This window comes from Rhodospirillaceae bacterium, assembly GCA_028819475.1.
Lineage (GTDB): Bacteria > Pseudomonadota > Alphaproteobacteria > Bin65 > Bin65 > Bin65.
Genome location: JAPPLJ010000042.1, coordinates 48,285 through 63,469, shown reverse-complemented (window position 1 = coordinate 63,469; position 15,185 = coordinate 48,285). Strand labels below are relative to the sequence as shown.

Here is a 15,185-nt window from a genome sequence, read left to right as displayed (position 1 = left end):
GTCGGCAGGTTTGGCCATCATGGCCGACTTCATCTGGTTCTTGAGTAACGTGACCTCACGCTCCAGATCGGCAACACGCTTGTCCATGCCGGCCTTGGCCATCGACGCGGCCGACGCGGCCGAGATCGAAAGCGCCAAGGCAGTGCCGGCACAGAGGGCGTATTTGCCTGCGGATTTGACGACTCCCGTCATCTCCCTCTCCAATGCTTACGCGTTATCCGGCCGTCCGGAATATCCGGGGGCCGCAACAACGCTGGGGTTCAACACCAACCTCCATCATCTCCCAGGAGGTCTGATGCCAGCCGCAGGTATTGCGACCGGCGGACCTACATACCTGCGCCCAGGCGGACTACGGAAGCCTCCCCGCCTCACCCGCAGGAACAAAAATCGTTCGCGTTGCATAAATGCAACAGCAAGATTAGGGTCGGTTTGAAAGGCTGCGGCCGGAAAGCCGGCAACAGAGGGCGAACGATGACAGCGCAAGCCGAGGCCACGAGTTTTGCCGAGGAACAGCACGCCGCGTTTTGCGGACGTCTCTATCTCCTGAGAATACAGGCCGGGCTTAGCCAAGAGGCATTGGCCCGACGGATCGGCGTGAACGCATCGACCTATTCCAGTTGGGAGAAAGGCTCCCGGCGCATCAACCTGGAAGCGGTCTACCACCTCGCTGCGGCGCTCGGATGCGGCGTTACCTTCCTGGTCGTCGGCGATGGTGTCGCGGCTTCGCCCCCAGGCGTCGGGGAAGGCAGAAACTCCAGACGGCCGCCCGTGTCCTATGACAGCCTTGTCGGAAGGGTCAGTTCGCTCGAAGCGGCGGTGTTCGGGTCAGTCCGTTCGTTTATCGACGCGGGTATGGTGAAAGCAGCGATCGAGGCAAATGCGGCCGAAAACGGCGCCGAAGCGGTTTCCGCCCCGCCCCCGTGAACCCGCTCGAACGCGAAACCGGCCCTTACAACCTTCACCCGTCCCGGAGACGAAAGCCATAGCCTACCCGCAGCCTTGCCTCATCGCCAAAACAACTCCTGGCGGCTCTATGTCGGGCCGCCGGCGCAAAATGCGTCATTTCTTGGACGGCCGGCCGTTGCCTTCCGGAAGCGGACTGGATACCCCGTTTTCGCTGAAGCGTTCGCTCAAGCCCAGGAACGATCCGAAAAATTCGCCCTCGGTGCCGTCGCTCTCTTTGAACGCGACGCCGCTGAAGCCTGCCGCCAACCGGGGGTTCCCGTCCGTGTCCTGGCGGCTGGAAAAGGCTCCGCCCCAAAACCCCTCGGACTTGGTTACCGTCCGCTCCGGATGTTTCAGAATCACCTTGTCACGCACGAAATGGCCATCTTCGCGAATGATCGCGCTGGGCAGGTGGAGTTCGTAGTCTCTGGCTGTGCCTTCCGGGGCTTCCACCGCCTCGCCAAGGATAACGCCGAAATGCGCGCGTCGCGTAACGAGGTCGCCGATGCACCCGATACATCCTTTCACGGTGCCGTCGAAAAAATCCGCGGTCAGGGTGACCGTCCCCTGGTATTCTTCGAGAACAACGTTTTCGAAATTCTCTCCCGGTTCGCCCCCCGGCACAAATCTGTAGAGCCCTCCGGCCGGACCGAGATAGGTGGCCGTCCCCTCGACCGGCACCTCCGGCACGATTCCATGGTCGAGTTCCGGGCCGTCGACAAGCGCAAACCGCTCCGCCTCCGCTAACGACAGAACCGGCGGATGCTGGCCGACGAACTCCGCCCACCAGCCGAACACGAGGTAGTCCGCCGGGTTGTCCGGATCCCAACTCAACAGGGCGTGGGACAGCGACGTGCCCTCCTTCTTGACCTTGAGAAACGTATAGGCCCGCGCCCGGTGGCCAGGCATGGGCGTGGCCCCGGGCAGCACCTCGATGACATCGTCGTTTGTATTGACGGCGGCTACGGCTCCGCTGTCCAGTTTCACGAAAAACCGCAGCGTCCTGCCGTCGAACTTGGAGTTCTGTTCGAGCTTGAACGCTTCCTGTCTCGGTGGGTCGTTTGCACAGGCGGTCAGCGCCAGCACAAGAACGAGCAGAACAGGAATGGGTTTCATGTGAGTTCTCCGCGGCCGGGCGGCCGCCCTCTGCCTTATGAAATTATGTAGAAAGGCGCCGACCCCCGGCGCTCAATTCGGCGCGGGCTCGGGCATGGGGTTGTCCTCTCCATCGAGAGACGCACCCTATCGCGCTTGACTCCCCGCGGCAACCATGAGGTCAGCCCGTGATACCAAGATCGTCAAGCGACTGATCGAGCTCTTTCAAGCGAGCGTGGGCGTTCGCGCGGCCTTTCTGGAGCGCAACGATTTCGGAAAGGCTGGTGGGCAGTTCCCGATCATTCTCGCCGTCATAAAGCCCATCTATGCCCGGGACGATGACGACGTCTCCGTCTTCTCGAAGATGAAGGCCTCGCGCCAAGGCTACCGACGTCTGGGTAAGCGCCTTCCTGTAGCGGGTGATCTTGTTGTCCATACAGATAAGCGCGCGTTTCAGTTCGGCGCGCTCGTCCGCTATACTCGCAATTTCGGCGTTCTTTTCGTCTCCGGTCATGCCGGGGAACTAGTGTGCTTGACACCCGCGGCAACCGCCGCACGCTCCCATCTGCCATCACAACGAGGCTTCCCGCTCTGTCGGGTCGCCTGTCGAATGCAATAGCCCTCGACCGGTGCGGATAGCTCCCACGCCCAGGCGAATAATCGGGACGGTCCATAGGGTCTGTATGGCGGTTGCACGGCCCGGCACCCCTGCCCTTCGCGGCGGTCCGGGTGCGGTGACAGTGAGAAGTGCGGGCAGCGCGTAGATGCCGCCTAGAGCGTCGCGCGCGACGGCTACAGCGGCTTTCCGACAGATTGTCAAACCTCACCGATCGGAGAGCAAGTTGCGCAGCGCCTCGATCTCGGCCCAGAGCGCCTCTAGTACGGCCTGGAGTGCTTCTTCGGCCGAGGGCGCCTTCTGTGCTTTGACTCCGGCTTTCCCCGGCTTGGCAAGCCCGGCCTTCCGCTCCCTGATCGCCGGCCGCCACGTCTGTTGCGGACCGAGTATGATCGGAAAGCGCGCCGGCGTCGCCGTTCGAGCGGCGGTTCGGGGGAGTCGCCGCGGTGGCACATAGTCGACCGGCCATCCGGTGCTCCAGTCTATCCCTAAGGAATTTGCGAGAGCCGCCCGGCAAGCGTCTCTTTCATCGTTGGACTTGTAGGCACCCGCGATAGCGGCCTCAAGCGCGCCGCGCCGGGCAATGCTATCGGCCAGCGCTTCGCCGTTGTCGTTTGCCGGGTTCACGCTGGCCCGCCTTCGATCGCATCCAAGGCGAACATGACCAATCGGCAATGCGGGCGGGCAGCAGGATCGGCCGCCCACGCTGGCGGCTGCCGATCATGGCGAGCCGGCATCGGTGCCGCTGTGTGGGTTCGCTTGTGGGGTCGAAACTCTCTGGAACTCCATAACTTGTTGAATAAAGGGATTTTTTATTGATAAAGTGGCGCAGCCTGTGGAAGCTGATCCCCCGGGTCCGGCCGTCGCGCTCGGCCGCAGCGTAGAGCCGTCCCCACATGGTGCTGCGGGTCCATTTGCGGCCGTCGGTTCGCCGGACCAGCCAGTCGTCCTCCGCCCGATCGGCCCTGAGCGATTCGAGGAACCGCCAGCCGGCATCCGACAGGACGACGGTGCGGCCGGGACTGCGCTTGGCCGGCGGCACGACGAGCTTGCGTGTCGCTGCGATGAGGTCCCTGCAGCGGAGGTTGGACAGTTCGCCGAACCGGCATCCGGTGTGGAGCGCGGCGTCGATCAGCCGCCGCAGCTCCGGCGGGGCGTTGCTGCGCAGGACACCGATGGCTTCCGGGGAGATTGCCTGTGGCGCCGGGGCCTAGGCGTGCCGGAAGTAGCTGACCCGGCGCCATTCGGCGTCCGAGTCGATCCGGCGGTTGACGAAAGCGAGGGTGAGGGCGGCGCGCAGCAGGGCGAGCTGGCGGTTGAGGGTCGCCTTGCGCCGGCGCACCCGCTCCAGCGGATGGAGATCCTGGTTGCGCCTGGCCTGCGCGGGCTCGGCAAGCGCCGTCGACAGCCAGCGCGCGATGTCCTCGGCCCGGAGATCGCGCAGCGGGACGGCGCCGAGATGGCGGGCGACCCGCTTCGCGATGTTGTACTCGTTCCGCGACGTGCAGCCCGCGGGCGCGTGGCGGCGGAGATAGTCGTTGAGGGCGTGCGCAACCGTGTAGGCCGTGCTGCCCGACGGAACGTCCAGGAGCCGGAAGGCCGGTTCGGGCCGGTCTTCCGGAACGGCGGATGCGGCCTCTTTTTCGAACCAGCGCCGGGCCAGCCAGGTCGCGTCTTCGTGCGACAGGAAGCCGTAGGGGCCGAGTCGTTTCTTGCGGTAGCCGCCGCCGTCCTTCAGGCGGAGGCGGATGCCAGTTAAGCGGACGCCCGGTCTTGGTGCAGATCGAGAGGCCGAGGGCGCGGCCGCGGCCGATCGCCATCCAGTAGGGCGCCGCGCGGGGCGGCAGCGAGGCGATTTCCCAGGAATCCGAGAGGTCGATCGCGGCAGAGCGCGCGCGCCTGCCGCGCGAAGCCGGAGAAACGTGCCGTTTGGTCATCGGGAAGAGAGCGTCTGCAGCATGAGAGAAGGACAGTTCGATATTGCCGACCGCGCGGTCCCTACAAGAAGCGGGCCGAGATTTCAAATTGAGTCACTACCGCGCTGCGGATCGACCGTTATCGGCCGATGCGGCATTCCAGTCGCAAGCCAGTGGGCTGCTTTGCAGCAGCAGCGCCGGTTCCGGGCCGGGAGCGAGCTTTGCACTGTCGTCGTCGGCCTTGCGGCCGGTGCGGCGGCGAGCGCCATCGGCGTTGCGGAGCTTGTCGACGGGGTGTCAACGGCGGCGGGATTATTTCCCGGCGCGGCAGGCTGCTGAAATACCGGATTATCAAACTCCAACGCCATATCAGGGTCAGCAGACCTTCACGCCACTTGCGCACCAATCCAGCGAAAGCGGGCTCGTTGGGTCGGAGGATGCACGGATATTGGCATCGAGAAACCAAGCGGTGACGTGCGACTTGAGCACATACGCAAGAGCGTCCGGAGCACCGTGCGCCCGGCGGCCCGGCCGCATCGGGCTTTGATCGGTTTCCGTCATTTCTTGACGTTCGTGTCGCCGAGTTCGGTAGAAGACCGGCGCGAGCGTGGCTTTGGCGACTGCCCCGGAGCCCCGTACCGGCTGGAGGTGAGCGCGCCGCCAGACGCCTTGTCAATTGTTTCGCCATTTAGTAGAGCCACAGAGCGAGCAAGACGAAAAGCGCGCAGAGAACAACCAACTGGATCTCTAGCCTGCCCCACAGGAATGCGCCGAGGACATAGCCCACGACGAAGGCCGAGCCCAGCACGATCTCGGTCGCCTCCAATGTCCAGTACAACGATGCGAGGAGCAGGACGACCTGTCCCGAGAGGACAAGCAACCGGAGCTTCAGGCTCCGGCCCGACAGGAATGCGCCGAGGACATAGCCCACGACGAAAACCGAAACCAGCGCGATCTCGACCCACCTCATCACGAACCACCCAAATGGTCGCTCAACGGTACGCGGCTCTGGGCCGTGGTAGGGTTTTCTCGATCGGTGCGGGACAGCCTCAGACCACCCTCCGCCCCGGAACGGGCCGCACGGGACGCTCCGAAATGAGCGCCGCAATTGCCGCATCTCGGGGGCTGCAGGAGCGCCTCGGGCAAGCCGGAGCCGACGGAGCCAGGCTCTGTCGCAATTGGGCCGACCCCGAAACCGCACTTAGGACAGACTCGCGCCGAAGACGGGTTTGCCCAAACCGGTCTCGTGGGCCGAAATGCTGTCTTCGATAGAGAGGAAAGTCCTGTCGCCGCGGCAAATTCACAATCAGATTCTAACAAGTACCGAAAATGGCGCGATATTATCGGCATCGTCCTTCAGGACTCGCGGCGGGCGGGACAGAAAGTCGGGCGATATCTGCCGGCTCAGTCGCCCTCCCTCGACTACGTCCTCCATGAACCTCGCCCGGAACGGCGCTTCACGAATTGCGCGACTATCGCGCCGGGCGATATCCTTCGCAAGCGCAAAGAATGGCGAATTCCCCGAAGTCCTCCAAGGCACGTCGCAAGACCGCAGGATTGAAACCGACGCCGACGCCCCGCAGGAACACTGCCGTCAGTTCCGCGTTCCGCTTCGGGCGACGGCAGGTCTGCCGATCAAACTGTAGCAGTGCTCACGGGAAAGGGCTGACGCCTCGCCGAGTTGGTTGATGGGGCCGCGCTATGGCGGGATAGACACATCATGCGTCTACCACGTCCCCCGCGCGGGGGCGTGGATTGAAACCCTACAAGAATTTGGAACGTCCTAGACTAAGGTCGTGATGGTTTTTCGAGCAGTCGATGCATTAGCGCCTGAACGACTCGGCAGTCCGCTTCGGCCCGGTGCAGCTCGGCAATGCCATCGACGCCTACGTTGTTGAGTGCGTCTATCAACCGGGCTGGTTCCCCCGGTCGCAAATCGCGATACCATTGCAGGAGATCAGCGGTCACAACGACCGGCGTATCCAGCCCGTATCGCCCGGCGGTCTGTTGCAGCGGGCGTCAATCGAAATCGACATTCCAACCGAGAACGACGGTCGCTTGCGCCAGCATATACCAAATGTGCGGACGCCCCGTTTGACGCAAGTACTTTCGAGGTTGGCTGGGTGCATGTGGTCAGGTTCTGTCGTGTGTCCGGCCTCTCATTGCGGCACGTCACCCGCCGCGGGCCTGTACGGAGATGCGTGCACTGGGTCCATATCGCTTGCGCGAACTCGAAGGCACTGCATCCGGAAACTGGATTTCCCGATCCCGTCTCGATTGACCGTTTGCCCATGCCTTTCCACAGACCTGCCCGCGTCCCGACAGCTACCCGCTGTTCGCCGTGTCAGGCGGCTGCGGGAGCCCGGTATTTCTTCTTCGTCGATAGCGCCCGGACGATGCGCGCCATCCGGTTGGCCCAGGCGGCCGGTCTCACGAAGGCGGACGGACGCGACCCGGGTCGCGCGGAGTGAGGCGAACCGGTTGCGGACCTCTCCACAAGATGGCACGAAGGTCGGCGGCGAGCCGCTTGAGATTGACCGCTGCGGCCGTGACGTAGGATTGGATATTAACGAGTACTCTCCGGAGGTTCGGGAACGCGCCATGCACAGGGGCATGACCATTCTTCTCGCGAACCTGATGCTCGCGCACATTGCAGCGGGGCCCATTTCATGGAGCTTGCCGGACGAATATCTCTCGCTTTCGGTCGCCACCATGTTGTTCCACGTCGTGGCGGCCTGCCTGCCGTGGTTTGTGTGGCGATGGTACCGCCACAGACCGCGCATCCTGTTGCCGACGTCCATCCAGGCGTTGCTGAGCGGCGGGTTCGTATTCGCGTTCTGGTGGCCCTGAACGCTTCTTCCGGAGAAGCCGGTCACCCGGTGCAGACGGGCGAGCCCGCACGCGGCCACATCGTGTTCGACGGATCGGTCGGACGGCCCGCTCAACCCAGGCTAACCCTTCCCCCTGGCCGTCCATCACCCCCAGCTGACCACGGCCAAGGCGTTTTATGTCGAGAAATCGCGCGCGCGACAACGCGGAGCTCGTGACCAACGACGCGCAGGAGCCCGAGCAGTTCACCCGAAGGGCCGTAGCGGACTCGACGACGACCACTTGCACCGCACCACCTCCGATTCACCAGCTTCGGAGTAGCCCCTGCGCAATAATCGACCAGGCCAGCAAGTGCCCGGAACTGAAGAACGCACACTCGCGCCATACGCGCCAGCCGGCACAGCGCGTCCGCATGGAACGACCGGTGCGCCATGCCATTTGCCGGAAAATGGACACAGAGGGTCCGTACAGTAACCCGATCCGGCCGATTGCGAGCAGCATCCGAGCGAATTACGCTATGTCGTCAATTGCGAGGGCAGCGTCCTGGTTGTCCACAGCCCCTGTCATCCCGGCTTCAGGGCGTCGGTCGTTCCTGCCGAGCGACGACGCCCGCTGAGCAAGAAGCGCCAGGGGTCAAGAACGAATATCGGAACTATCGCACACCTCCCGAAAACAATCACCGGTTCAGGCCCATTCGATGACCAGAAAGTTCAACGCGCCGAAGAGTGCCACGAGTCCGACTTGCCCCGCCATGCGCAGCCGCTGGTTCCTGCATGATTTGCGGAACCACAATTGCAGAAAAAAGAATGTAGACGACAGGCCCCATCCCGCAAACAGCCCCAGCGCAATGTAGGTCTCCTTGAGGTCCTCGAGCCTGGTCAGAAAATCCTTCGCAGTGTCTTCCATCGGATCGTCACCCTTCTTGCGCACGTCCCGCCGATCGGATTGCGAAATCGAGTCCGGGGGACATCGGCCGCGATGAGCGGTAGCCAGGACCGCAGATGCCGCATTGCCGTCCGATGCCCGGCCGGCGCCGGACGCAGATCCCTCACTCCCGCGCGCCGGTCCCCGCCAGTGCGTCGAGCAGGGCCTTTTCCACGATCGCGTTGCCCGACGCCCGCGCCGCCTGGAGCGGAGTCCGGCCGTCCCGGTCCCTCGCGTCGGTCGTCGCGCCCGCCGCAAGCAGGACCTTTACCGATCGCGCGCGGTACAGATGGTCATAGACGGCCCAGTCCAGGTCCGCCACCCGTGCGGCGGCGTGGAGCGGGGTGCCGCGGCGCTTGTCCCGCGCCTCGACCTGCGCTCCGGCGTCGATCAGGGCCTTCGCCACCATCGCATTGTCCGATGCCGCCGCGACGTGAAGCGGCGTCCGGCCGCCGCCGTCCCGCGCCTCGACCTGCACCCCGGCAGAGAGCAGCAGATCCACGATCCTTTCGAGGTAGGCAGCGTCCCAGCGTGTCCCATCCGTGCCCCGCGCCAACGCATGCAGCGGTGTCTCTCCGCGACGGTCCCGCGCATCGGGTCTCGCTCCGGCGGCGATGAGAAACCGCACTGCCGAGGCGCCGGCAAACTCTGCGGCGCGGTGCAACGGGGTCATGCCGCGCCGGTTTCTTGCCTCGATGTCCGCACCGGCGGCCAGCAGCACGGCCGCGGTATCGGCCGCATCCGAGATTGCCGCCGAGTGCAGGGGGGTGTCGCCGTCCTCGTCCTGCGCTCCGACCGCCGCTCCGGCCGCGAACAGCAGCCTTGCGGGCGCGGTATCCGGGTTCGTCGCCGCCCAGTGCAGGGGGGTGCCGCCGTCTTCGTCCTGCGCGCTTATGTCGGCCCCGGCCGCGAGCAGGATCTTCACCGTCAGCGCCGGATGCCGCCCGGCCGCGAAATGCAACCCGGTCGCGCCCCATTTGCCCCGGAAATTGACGTCCCCGCCCGCGGCGAGGCAGCGCCGGACCTCGGACGGGGCCGTCAGGTGCCAGAAGTCGGGATGTCCCCAGCCCGAACAGGGCGCCTCGGCTTCGCCGGCCTGCAAGGCGCCCGGCGGAGCGGCAGCCAGCAGGACGGCGACGACCATGCCGCCGAGCGCCCGGCGCCCGATGCGCCGCACGGCGCTGCCGCACCATCCCGCGACACGGACGGAAGCTGTCGGGAATCGTATCATCTTGACCTCGCTTGCTCCCCGACCGATGGCGACGCGTCGACGACCGCCGGGCTACCCGCAGCGGCGCGCCGGCTTCCCGAACCGGTCGCGCTCCCGGTACGCCACGAGTTTCCGCGCCACCGCTTCGCCGAGGGGCCGGAAGATGCCTGCCGCCGAAGCCCGGTACATGGTCTTGAGACACACACCCGGCGGACAATAGGACGGGAGAGGAACTTCGGCATTGTCGGCGGCCTCGCCGATCCGCTCGCCCGAACCGGTGTCGTATATCCGGACCCACGGCTCGACATTGAGGTATTGCGGCCGGTTGTGCCAGATCCGGACATAGACCCTGGCGGTGACCAGGAAGGGAAAACAGGCGCCGGAACCGTCGGCGGAGAGGCGCTTCGCCCCGGCGACGAAGTCCGCGTCCAGCCACCGGCCCCAGGGGCCTGCCCCGCCGCGGTTCAGGTCGAACCTGCCCCGGAACGCTTCCTCGCCGACTGCACGGAAGCCGTGTTTCGCCAGGACCGATTCGAAATTGGCGAAGACGGTCTCGCGGAACAACGGCGAGTCGCGCACGACGAGATTCGGGTTGATGGCCGCTTCGTTACCCACGACGAGGACCGGAACCGCCGCATGTTCGTTGTCCGGAGCAAGGGCCGCGCAGGCGGACAGGAGAAACGCCAGCCCGATAATGGCCGCGGCAACAGAAGCGCATTGTCTTCGATCGGCCAATTCACGACCTCTTCACGAACATCCGCTCGGCCCGGCGGTTCGACGCGTTTCGGCGGGTCGGCCCATGCGATCCGCCGAATTCAGCGGCAGCCGGGGCTCAGCCGCTCCTGCCGATGGCAAAGCGTATCGTTACAGATGCCCCGAATTCCAGCGAGCCGGGCGCCACGGGGACCGCCGCCTTCTCTTTCCGGCCCAGATATCTCCGGTCCCGGACCGGCAGGCTCATCCCGGTTTCGGCGATATGAACGACCCGGCCGAGCGCGACGCCAGCCGCCTCTGCGTAAAGCGCCGCCCTGGCTCGGGCGTCGGCGACCGCGCGGCGGCGCGCCTGGCGCAGCAGCTTTTCCGGATCGCTCACCCCGAAACGAAGGCTGCCGATCCTGTCGGCGTCGGCGGCCGAAAGCCGGTCGAGAAGGTCGCCCAGCCGGTCCAGCTTCCGCACCCGGATCGTTACCGAGTTGGAGGCCCTGTAGCCGACGATCGCGGGCAGCCTGGAAGCGCCGCGCGTGTCCTCGTAAACCGGATGAACGGATACATCCTCGGTCCGAACGTCCGATTCCGCGACGCCCAGGGCCTTGGCCAGGGCAAGAATCTTCGCGACCTTTTCGCTGGTTTGCGCCAGCGCCGCGGAGACCTGCTCCGACTGGCTGACGGCGCCGGTCGAAACCATCGCCATGTCGGGCCGCGCTTCAACCGTTCCCGCGCCGTTGACGGTGATCGACGGCAGTTCTTCGGCGTTTGCAGTCGCGCCGATCCAGAACGGCGCCAGGAGCAGGGCGGACAGGAGGGCCGCGGTGCGCAATCCGGGAATCGTCATGTGTCGCTCGCTTTCAGGGTGGAGGATGCCGCGAACATTCCATCTCTTTTGGGCGATTCAGCGTCGGCATTGTGGAGAGGATGAGGCGCTTCGCGCGTCTTCACCGCGACTGTCCCCATCCCAAGTCACCGCCAGATCTTGGGCAGGAGTAAATACACTGAAATCGGTATTCTCAAGGCGTGAGCGTATCTGCGACCGTACAACCGGAGGCAGCCGCGACGAGACAAGCGTCGGTGTTCACCCGTCTCGCGCTGCCGGAGCAAGGCGCGGAGGTTGCATCGGAAACAATGCTCATACAGCAGCAGCCGGCGCGACGAGGATGCCGACGACATGCTGCGCCTGCTCGAGGATGTCGTGCAGTCGGGCCGCCATGTCGCGATCATGGCGCATTTCAACCACTGGCAGGAGTTGCAGACCAACGTGGTGCGCGAAGCGATCCGCCGGATCCGCGATACCGGCGCGGTCATCCGCGGCCAGGCGCCCTTGCTCGCCCATATCAACAACGATCCCGACATCTGGGCGCGCTTGTGGCGCGAGCAGGTCCGCCTCGGCATCATCCCCTATTACATGTTCGTGGAGCGGGACACGGGCGCGAAGCGGTATACGGCCACGGCAAGGAGCGCCGCGACCGCCAATATCGTTCCCGGTTTCATATGTCTGACTCTTCGTCTGGGTCGGTAAGGATCCGGGAAACCAGCTCGTTCAGCTTGTCGGAATAGCCTTTGACCGCGGTCTTGTTGGGCAAACTCCACTCCGACACCTTCGCATTATCGCGCGCCCACATCAGATCGTCGGTGAGGCGATCAATCGCGAGAAAATCGCTGCCGACACATTCAATGAAGATGTGGAGCATGGTGTCCGCTGCCTCTGCCTGGCCACGTAACCGGTCGTTCATGGCGCTGAGCAGCGCAAAGTCGATTGCCGGATCGTGCGGCGCCGGGTCGGACTTCTCCAGTTCCTTCGCCCTGCGCTTCGCCTTCTCCGCGAGCCGGATCAGCGCGCGCATTTCCTCCGGGTCCGACTCGATCTTGGCCTGGGAGCGGTACGCCTTGGCGAGCGCCCGGAGAACCCGCGCGTCCTTGTAGCTGAGGCCGCTGGTCATTTAAGCTGACACGCGTCGTCGTTCACGCGTAGGTATTCTTCGATAAAGCTTTCCACAGATAGTTCAACGATTCTCATGGCCATCGAGTAGTCTCCGCCATAATCCCAAACCGAAAATACTGGGTGGGCGTAGCCCAGCCCGTGTATCCGACGTTGAAGTTTTTGCCTTGTTTGCCTTGGCCGCGCTCATTATGGAGCAACTTGCCATCCGACAGTGCCTTGTAGAGAGCGACCCCGACCGCAAGAGCATGGCTGTGACACTTCACTCGAATTCGTAAGCGAGTAAAGGGACTGTCGGGAGAATACAGCCGTGCCAAGCGGAGCTTTCTAACAACCGCATCCAAAACATCTTGTTTGTTCGGCGGAGACCATCCTTCAGGGACTTTGCGGTGATTGACGCTGACAACGGGCGTTACCGGCGTGCAAAATGCTCCCATGCGAAACCGGTCTAGGGTCGTTACCTTTCTGTCCTCTGCTCTAGCTGGTGTGTACCAAGAGACAGCAAGCAGCATTGCCGCGGCCAACGCGACCGCGGGCACGCATATCCGAGTTTTCATGTCTTTCTCCCGCTGTAATTCGGCGTGGAATATTGACCCCCTTTCGGGGGTGATCGGCATCCAAAATTGACCCCCCGACATCGTTGTCCTTTGAACCCGCCTCTTTTTTGGATGGAGGGGTTGGGGGGAGATGTTGGTTGTGGAGACGATCGCGCGTATCCGTCGGGAGCATCTGGGCAAGGGTGTCCCGATCAAGAAGCTGGTCCGGGAGCTGAAGGTATCGCGGAACACGGTTCGCAAGGCGGTCCGGAGCGGGGAGACGTCGTTCAGCTACGGGCGGAAGGTTCAGCCGCGGCCGAAGCTGGGTCCGTGGATCGAGGTTCTGGACGGTTATCTGGAGGCGAACGAGAAGAAGCCTCGCCGGGATCGCCTGTCGCTGATGCGGATGTATGAGGAGCTGGCGGCGCTGGGTTACTTCGGCGGTTATGACGCCGTTCGTCGCTATGCCGGCGTCTGGAGCAGCGAACGCCGAGCCTTGCCGGCTTCGCAGGCTTTCGTTCCGCTGAGCTTTGCCCCCGGCGAGGCCTACCAGTTCGACTGGAGCCACGAATACGCGGTTCTGTCGGGCGTGACGACCCGGGTGAAGGCGGCTCACATGCGCCTTTGCCATAGCCGCATGATGCTGGTGCAGGTCTTCCCGCGCGAAGGCCAGGAGATGGTCTTCGAGGCGCACGAGCGGGCGTTCCGGTTCTTCGGCGGATCGTGCCGCCGGGGGATCTACGACAATATGAAGACGGCGGTGAGCGCGGTGTTCATCGGCAAGGAGCGCGCCTACAACCGTCGCTTCCTGGAGATGTGCTCCCATCACCTGGTGGAGCCTGTGGCCTGCACCCCTGGGGCGGCATGGGAGAAGGGCCAGGTCGAGAACCAGGTGGGTTACGCCCGTGGCCGCCTGTTCGTGCCGCGCCCGCGAGGCCGCTCCTATGAGGAGCTGAACGCGTGGCTCATGGACGCCTGCATCCGGGACGCCAAGCGCCGCGCGCATCCATCGATCGCGGGCAAGACGGTGTGGGAGGCGTTCGAGGAGGAGAAGCCGTTCCTGGTGGGGTATGGCGGCCCGTTCGACGGCTTCCACGCGGTTGAGACGGCGTTCTCGAAGACTTGCCTGGTGCGCTTCGACAACAACCACTACAGCGTCGCCGCCCGCGCCGTTGGCCGGCCGGTCGACGTGCGGGCCTACGCGGACCGGATCGTCATCCGCCAGGATGGCGAGACGGTTGCCGAGCACCCCCGGAGCTTCGCGCGCGGCACGGTCAGCTACGATCCGTGGTACTACGTGCCGATCCTGGCACGCAAGCCCGGCGCGTTGCGCAACGGCGCGCCCTTCAAGGACTGGTCGTTGCCCGACGCCCTCGGTCGGCTGCGAGCCCGACTGTCCGGCCATGACGATGGCGATCGGCAGATCGTCCGGATCCTCGCGGCGGTTCTGGAGGATGGGCTTGAAGCAGTCGAAGCCGCCTGCGCCGAGGCGCTCGCCAGTGGCGCCTGCAGCGCCGACGTCGTGCTCAACGTCCTCGCCCGGCATCGACAGCCGGCGCCGGTGCCATCCATCCCGACGCCCGAGGGCTTGCAGCTCCGCCATCAGCCGGTAGCCGGCTGCCACCGCTACGACCGTCTGAGGGAGGCCGACCATGGAGCGTCATGACGTGCTGGCGATGATGACCGCCCTCAAGCTGTCGGGCATGAAGGCCGCCTACGACGATATCCTCGCCGACGGCATCAAACGCCGTCATCCGGTGCCGAAGATCATCGCCGCGCTGCTGCAAGCCGAGATCGCCGACAAGACGGCGCGCTCGATCAAATACCAGATGGCGAGCGCAAAGCTGCCGATGGCCAAGGAGCTGGCGGACTTCGACTTCTCGGCCTCCCCGGTCAACGAGGCCCTGATCCAGGAACTGGTCACTGGCGCCTTCCTGGAGGGCAAGCGCAATCTCGTCCTGGTAGGCGGAACCGGAAGCGGCAAGACCCATCTTGCCGTCGCCATCGTGCGCGCCTGCATCCGGCAGGGCTGCCGCGGGCGTTGCTACAACACCGTCGACCTGGTCAATCTGCTCGAGGCCGAACATCGGGCCAGGCGCCAGGGGCGTATCGCCGAGCAGATCGCCCGGCGCGACTTCGTCGTCCTCGACGAACTCGGCTATCTGCCCTTCGCCCAGGCCGGAGGGCAGCTGCTGTTCCACCTGATGAGCCGGCTCTACGAGCGCACCTCGATCATCATCACCACCAACCTCGCCTTCGGAGAATGGCCCTCCGTGTTCGGCGATCCCAAGATGACCACCGCGCTCCTCGACCACCTGACCCATCATTGCGAAATCGTCGAAACCGGCAACGAGAGCTGGCGCTTCAAACATCGATCGTGACCCGGCGATGCCGTGCCGGCGGCCCGGTTGCCCAGGTGGGTCAACAGGCACCTCCCACGCGGCTCCGCTCCACGTATCGC

The 15,185-nt window shown here is 64.6% G+C and carries 17 protein-coding genes; 5 read left to right on the top strand and 12 right to left on the bottom strand.

Annotation, left to right across the window (positions count from 1 at the left end; genetic code table 11):
• On the bottom strand, positions 1–192 hold a 192-nt coding region (locus OXM58_13450; protein MDE0149369.1), incomplete at its 3' end, for a hypothetical protein.
• A 279-nt stretch (positions 193–471) separates the two neighbouring features.
• Between OXM58_13450 and OXM58_13445 the strand changes: the two genes are divergently transcribed.
• Complete coding sequence (locus OXM58_13445; GenBank protein ID MDE0149368.1) at positions 472–924, top strand: helix-turn-helix transcriptional regulator; 453 nt, start codon at positions 472–474, stop codon at positions 922–924.
• A gap of 135 nt (positions 925–1,059) precedes the next feature.
• Here OXM58_13445 and OXM58_13440 read toward each other — a convergent pair whose 3' ends face one another.
• The 6 genes from OXM58_13440 to OXM58_13415 all read right to left on the bottom strand — a co-directional run bounded on the left by OXM58_13440 (position 1,060) and on the right by OXM58_13415 (position 5,542).
• Positions 1,060–2,061, bottom strand: coding sequence for a hypothetical protein (locus tag OXM58_13440; GenBank protein MDE0149367.1), 1,002 nt, complete (start codon positions 2,059–2,061; stop codon positions 1,060–1,062).
• A 160-nt stretch (positions 2,062–2,221) separates the two neighbouring features.
• Positions 2,222–2,554, bottom strand: a complete 333-nt coding sequence (locus OXM58_13435; protein ID MDE0149366.1) for a hypothetical protein — start codon at positions 2,552–2,554, stop codon at positions 2,222–2,224.
• A gap of 309 nt (positions 2,555–2,863) precedes the next feature.
• Positions 2,864–3,283 (bottom strand): hypothetical protein, encoded by a 420-nt coding sequence (locus tag OXM58_13430; GenBank protein ID MDE0149365.1) that lies wholly within the window; start codon positions 3,281–3,283, stop codon positions 2,864–2,866.
• Positions 3,284–3,866: 583 nt separating this feature from the next.
• Complete coding sequence (locus OXM58_13425; protein ID MDE0149364.1) at positions 3,867–3,998, bottom strand: hypothetical protein; 132 nt, start codon at positions 3,996–3,998, stop codon at positions 3,867–3,869.
• Positions 3,999–4,947: 949 nt separating this feature from the next.
• Positions 4,948–5,133: a hypothetical protein gene (locus OXM58_13420; protein ID MDE0149363.1), complete on the bottom strand. Its 186-nt coding sequence runs from the start codon at positions 5,131–5,133 to the stop codon at positions 4,948–4,950.
• A gap of 127 nt (positions 5,134–5,260) precedes the next feature.
• Positions 5,261–5,542, bottom strand: a complete 282-nt coding sequence (locus OXM58_13415; GenBank protein MDE0149362.1) for a hypothetical protein — start codon at positions 5,540–5,542, stop codon at positions 5,261–5,263.
• A gap of 1,643 nt (positions 5,543–7,185) precedes the next feature.
• Between OXM58_13415 and OXM58_13410 the strand changes: the two genes are divergently transcribed.
• Positions 7,186–7,422, top strand: a complete 237-nt coding sequence (locus OXM58_13410) for a hypothetical protein (protein MDE0149361.1) — start codon at positions 7,186–7,188, stop codon at positions 7,420–7,422.
• A 663-nt stretch (positions 7,423–8,085) separates the two neighbouring features.
• Here the strand turns inward: OXM58_13410 and OXM58_13405 are convergent.
• The 4 genes from OXM58_13405 to OXM58_13390 all read right to left on the bottom strand — a co-directional run bounded on the left by OXM58_13405 (position 8,086) and on the right by OXM58_13390 (position 11,087).
• On the bottom strand, positions 8,086–8,307 hold the full coding sequence (locus OXM58_13405) for a hypothetical protein (GenBank protein MDE0149360.1): 222 nt from the start codon (positions 8,305–8,307) through the stop codon (positions 8,086–8,088).
• Between the two features lie 142 nt (positions 8,308–8,449).
• Entirely contained in the window at positions 8,450–9,502 is a 1,053-nt protein-coding gene (locus tag OXM58_13400; protein MDE0149359.1) for an ankyrin repeat domain-containing protein, read from the bottom strand.
• A 105-nt stretch (positions 9,503–9,607) separates the two neighbouring features.
• On the bottom strand, positions 9,608–10,270 hold the full coding sequence (locus OXM58_13395) for a hypothetical protein (protein MDE0149358.1): 663 nt from the start codon (positions 10,268–10,270) through the stop codon (positions 9,608–9,610).
• 97 nt (positions 10,271–10,367) lie between these two features.
• The gene (locus OXM58_13390; protein MDE0149357.1) at positions 10,368–11,087 is read right to left on the bottom strand and encodes an SIMPL domain-containing protein; all 720 of its coding nucleotides are present in this window, start codon (positions 11,085–11,087) and stop codon (positions 10,368–10,370) included.
• A gap of 330 nt (positions 11,088–11,417) precedes the next feature.
• Here OXM58_13390 and OXM58_13385 point away from each other — a divergent pair, with 330 nt between their 5' ends.
• Complete coding sequence (locus OXM58_13385; protein MDE0149356.1) at positions 11,418–11,768, top strand: hypothetical protein; 351 nt, start codon at positions 11,418–11,420, stop codon at positions 11,766–11,768.
• Here OXM58_13385 and OXM58_13380 read toward each other — a convergent pair.
• Positions 11,737–12,189: a hypothetical protein gene (locus tag OXM58_13380; GenBank protein MDE0149355.1), complete on the bottom strand. Its 453-nt coding sequence runs from the start codon at positions 12,187–12,189 to the stop codon at positions 11,737–11,739. The genes OXM58_13385 and OXM58_13380 overlap by 32 nt on opposite strands.
• Before the next feature lie 686 nt (positions 12,190–12,875).
• On the opposite strand from OXM58_13380, the gene istA reads away from it, so the two are divergent.
• Together istA and istB are read left to right on the top strand one after the other, a co-directional pair.
• Positions 12,876–14,390 carry an IS21 family transposase gene (gene istA / locus OXM58_13375; GenBank protein ID MDE0149354.1) on the top strand — a complete coding sequence of 505 codons (1,515 nt, stop codon included), beginning with the start codon at positions 12,876–12,878 and terminating at the stop codon, positions 14,388–14,390.
• Complete coding sequence (istB, locus tag OXM58_13370) at positions 14,377–15,105, top strand: IS21-like element helper ATPase IstB (GenBank protein MDE0149353.1); 729 nt, start codon at positions 14,377–14,379, stop codon at positions 15,103–15,105. Before istA ends, istB begins: the two co-directional genes overlap by 14 nt.
• Positions 15,106–15,185: the final 80 nt, after the last annotated feature.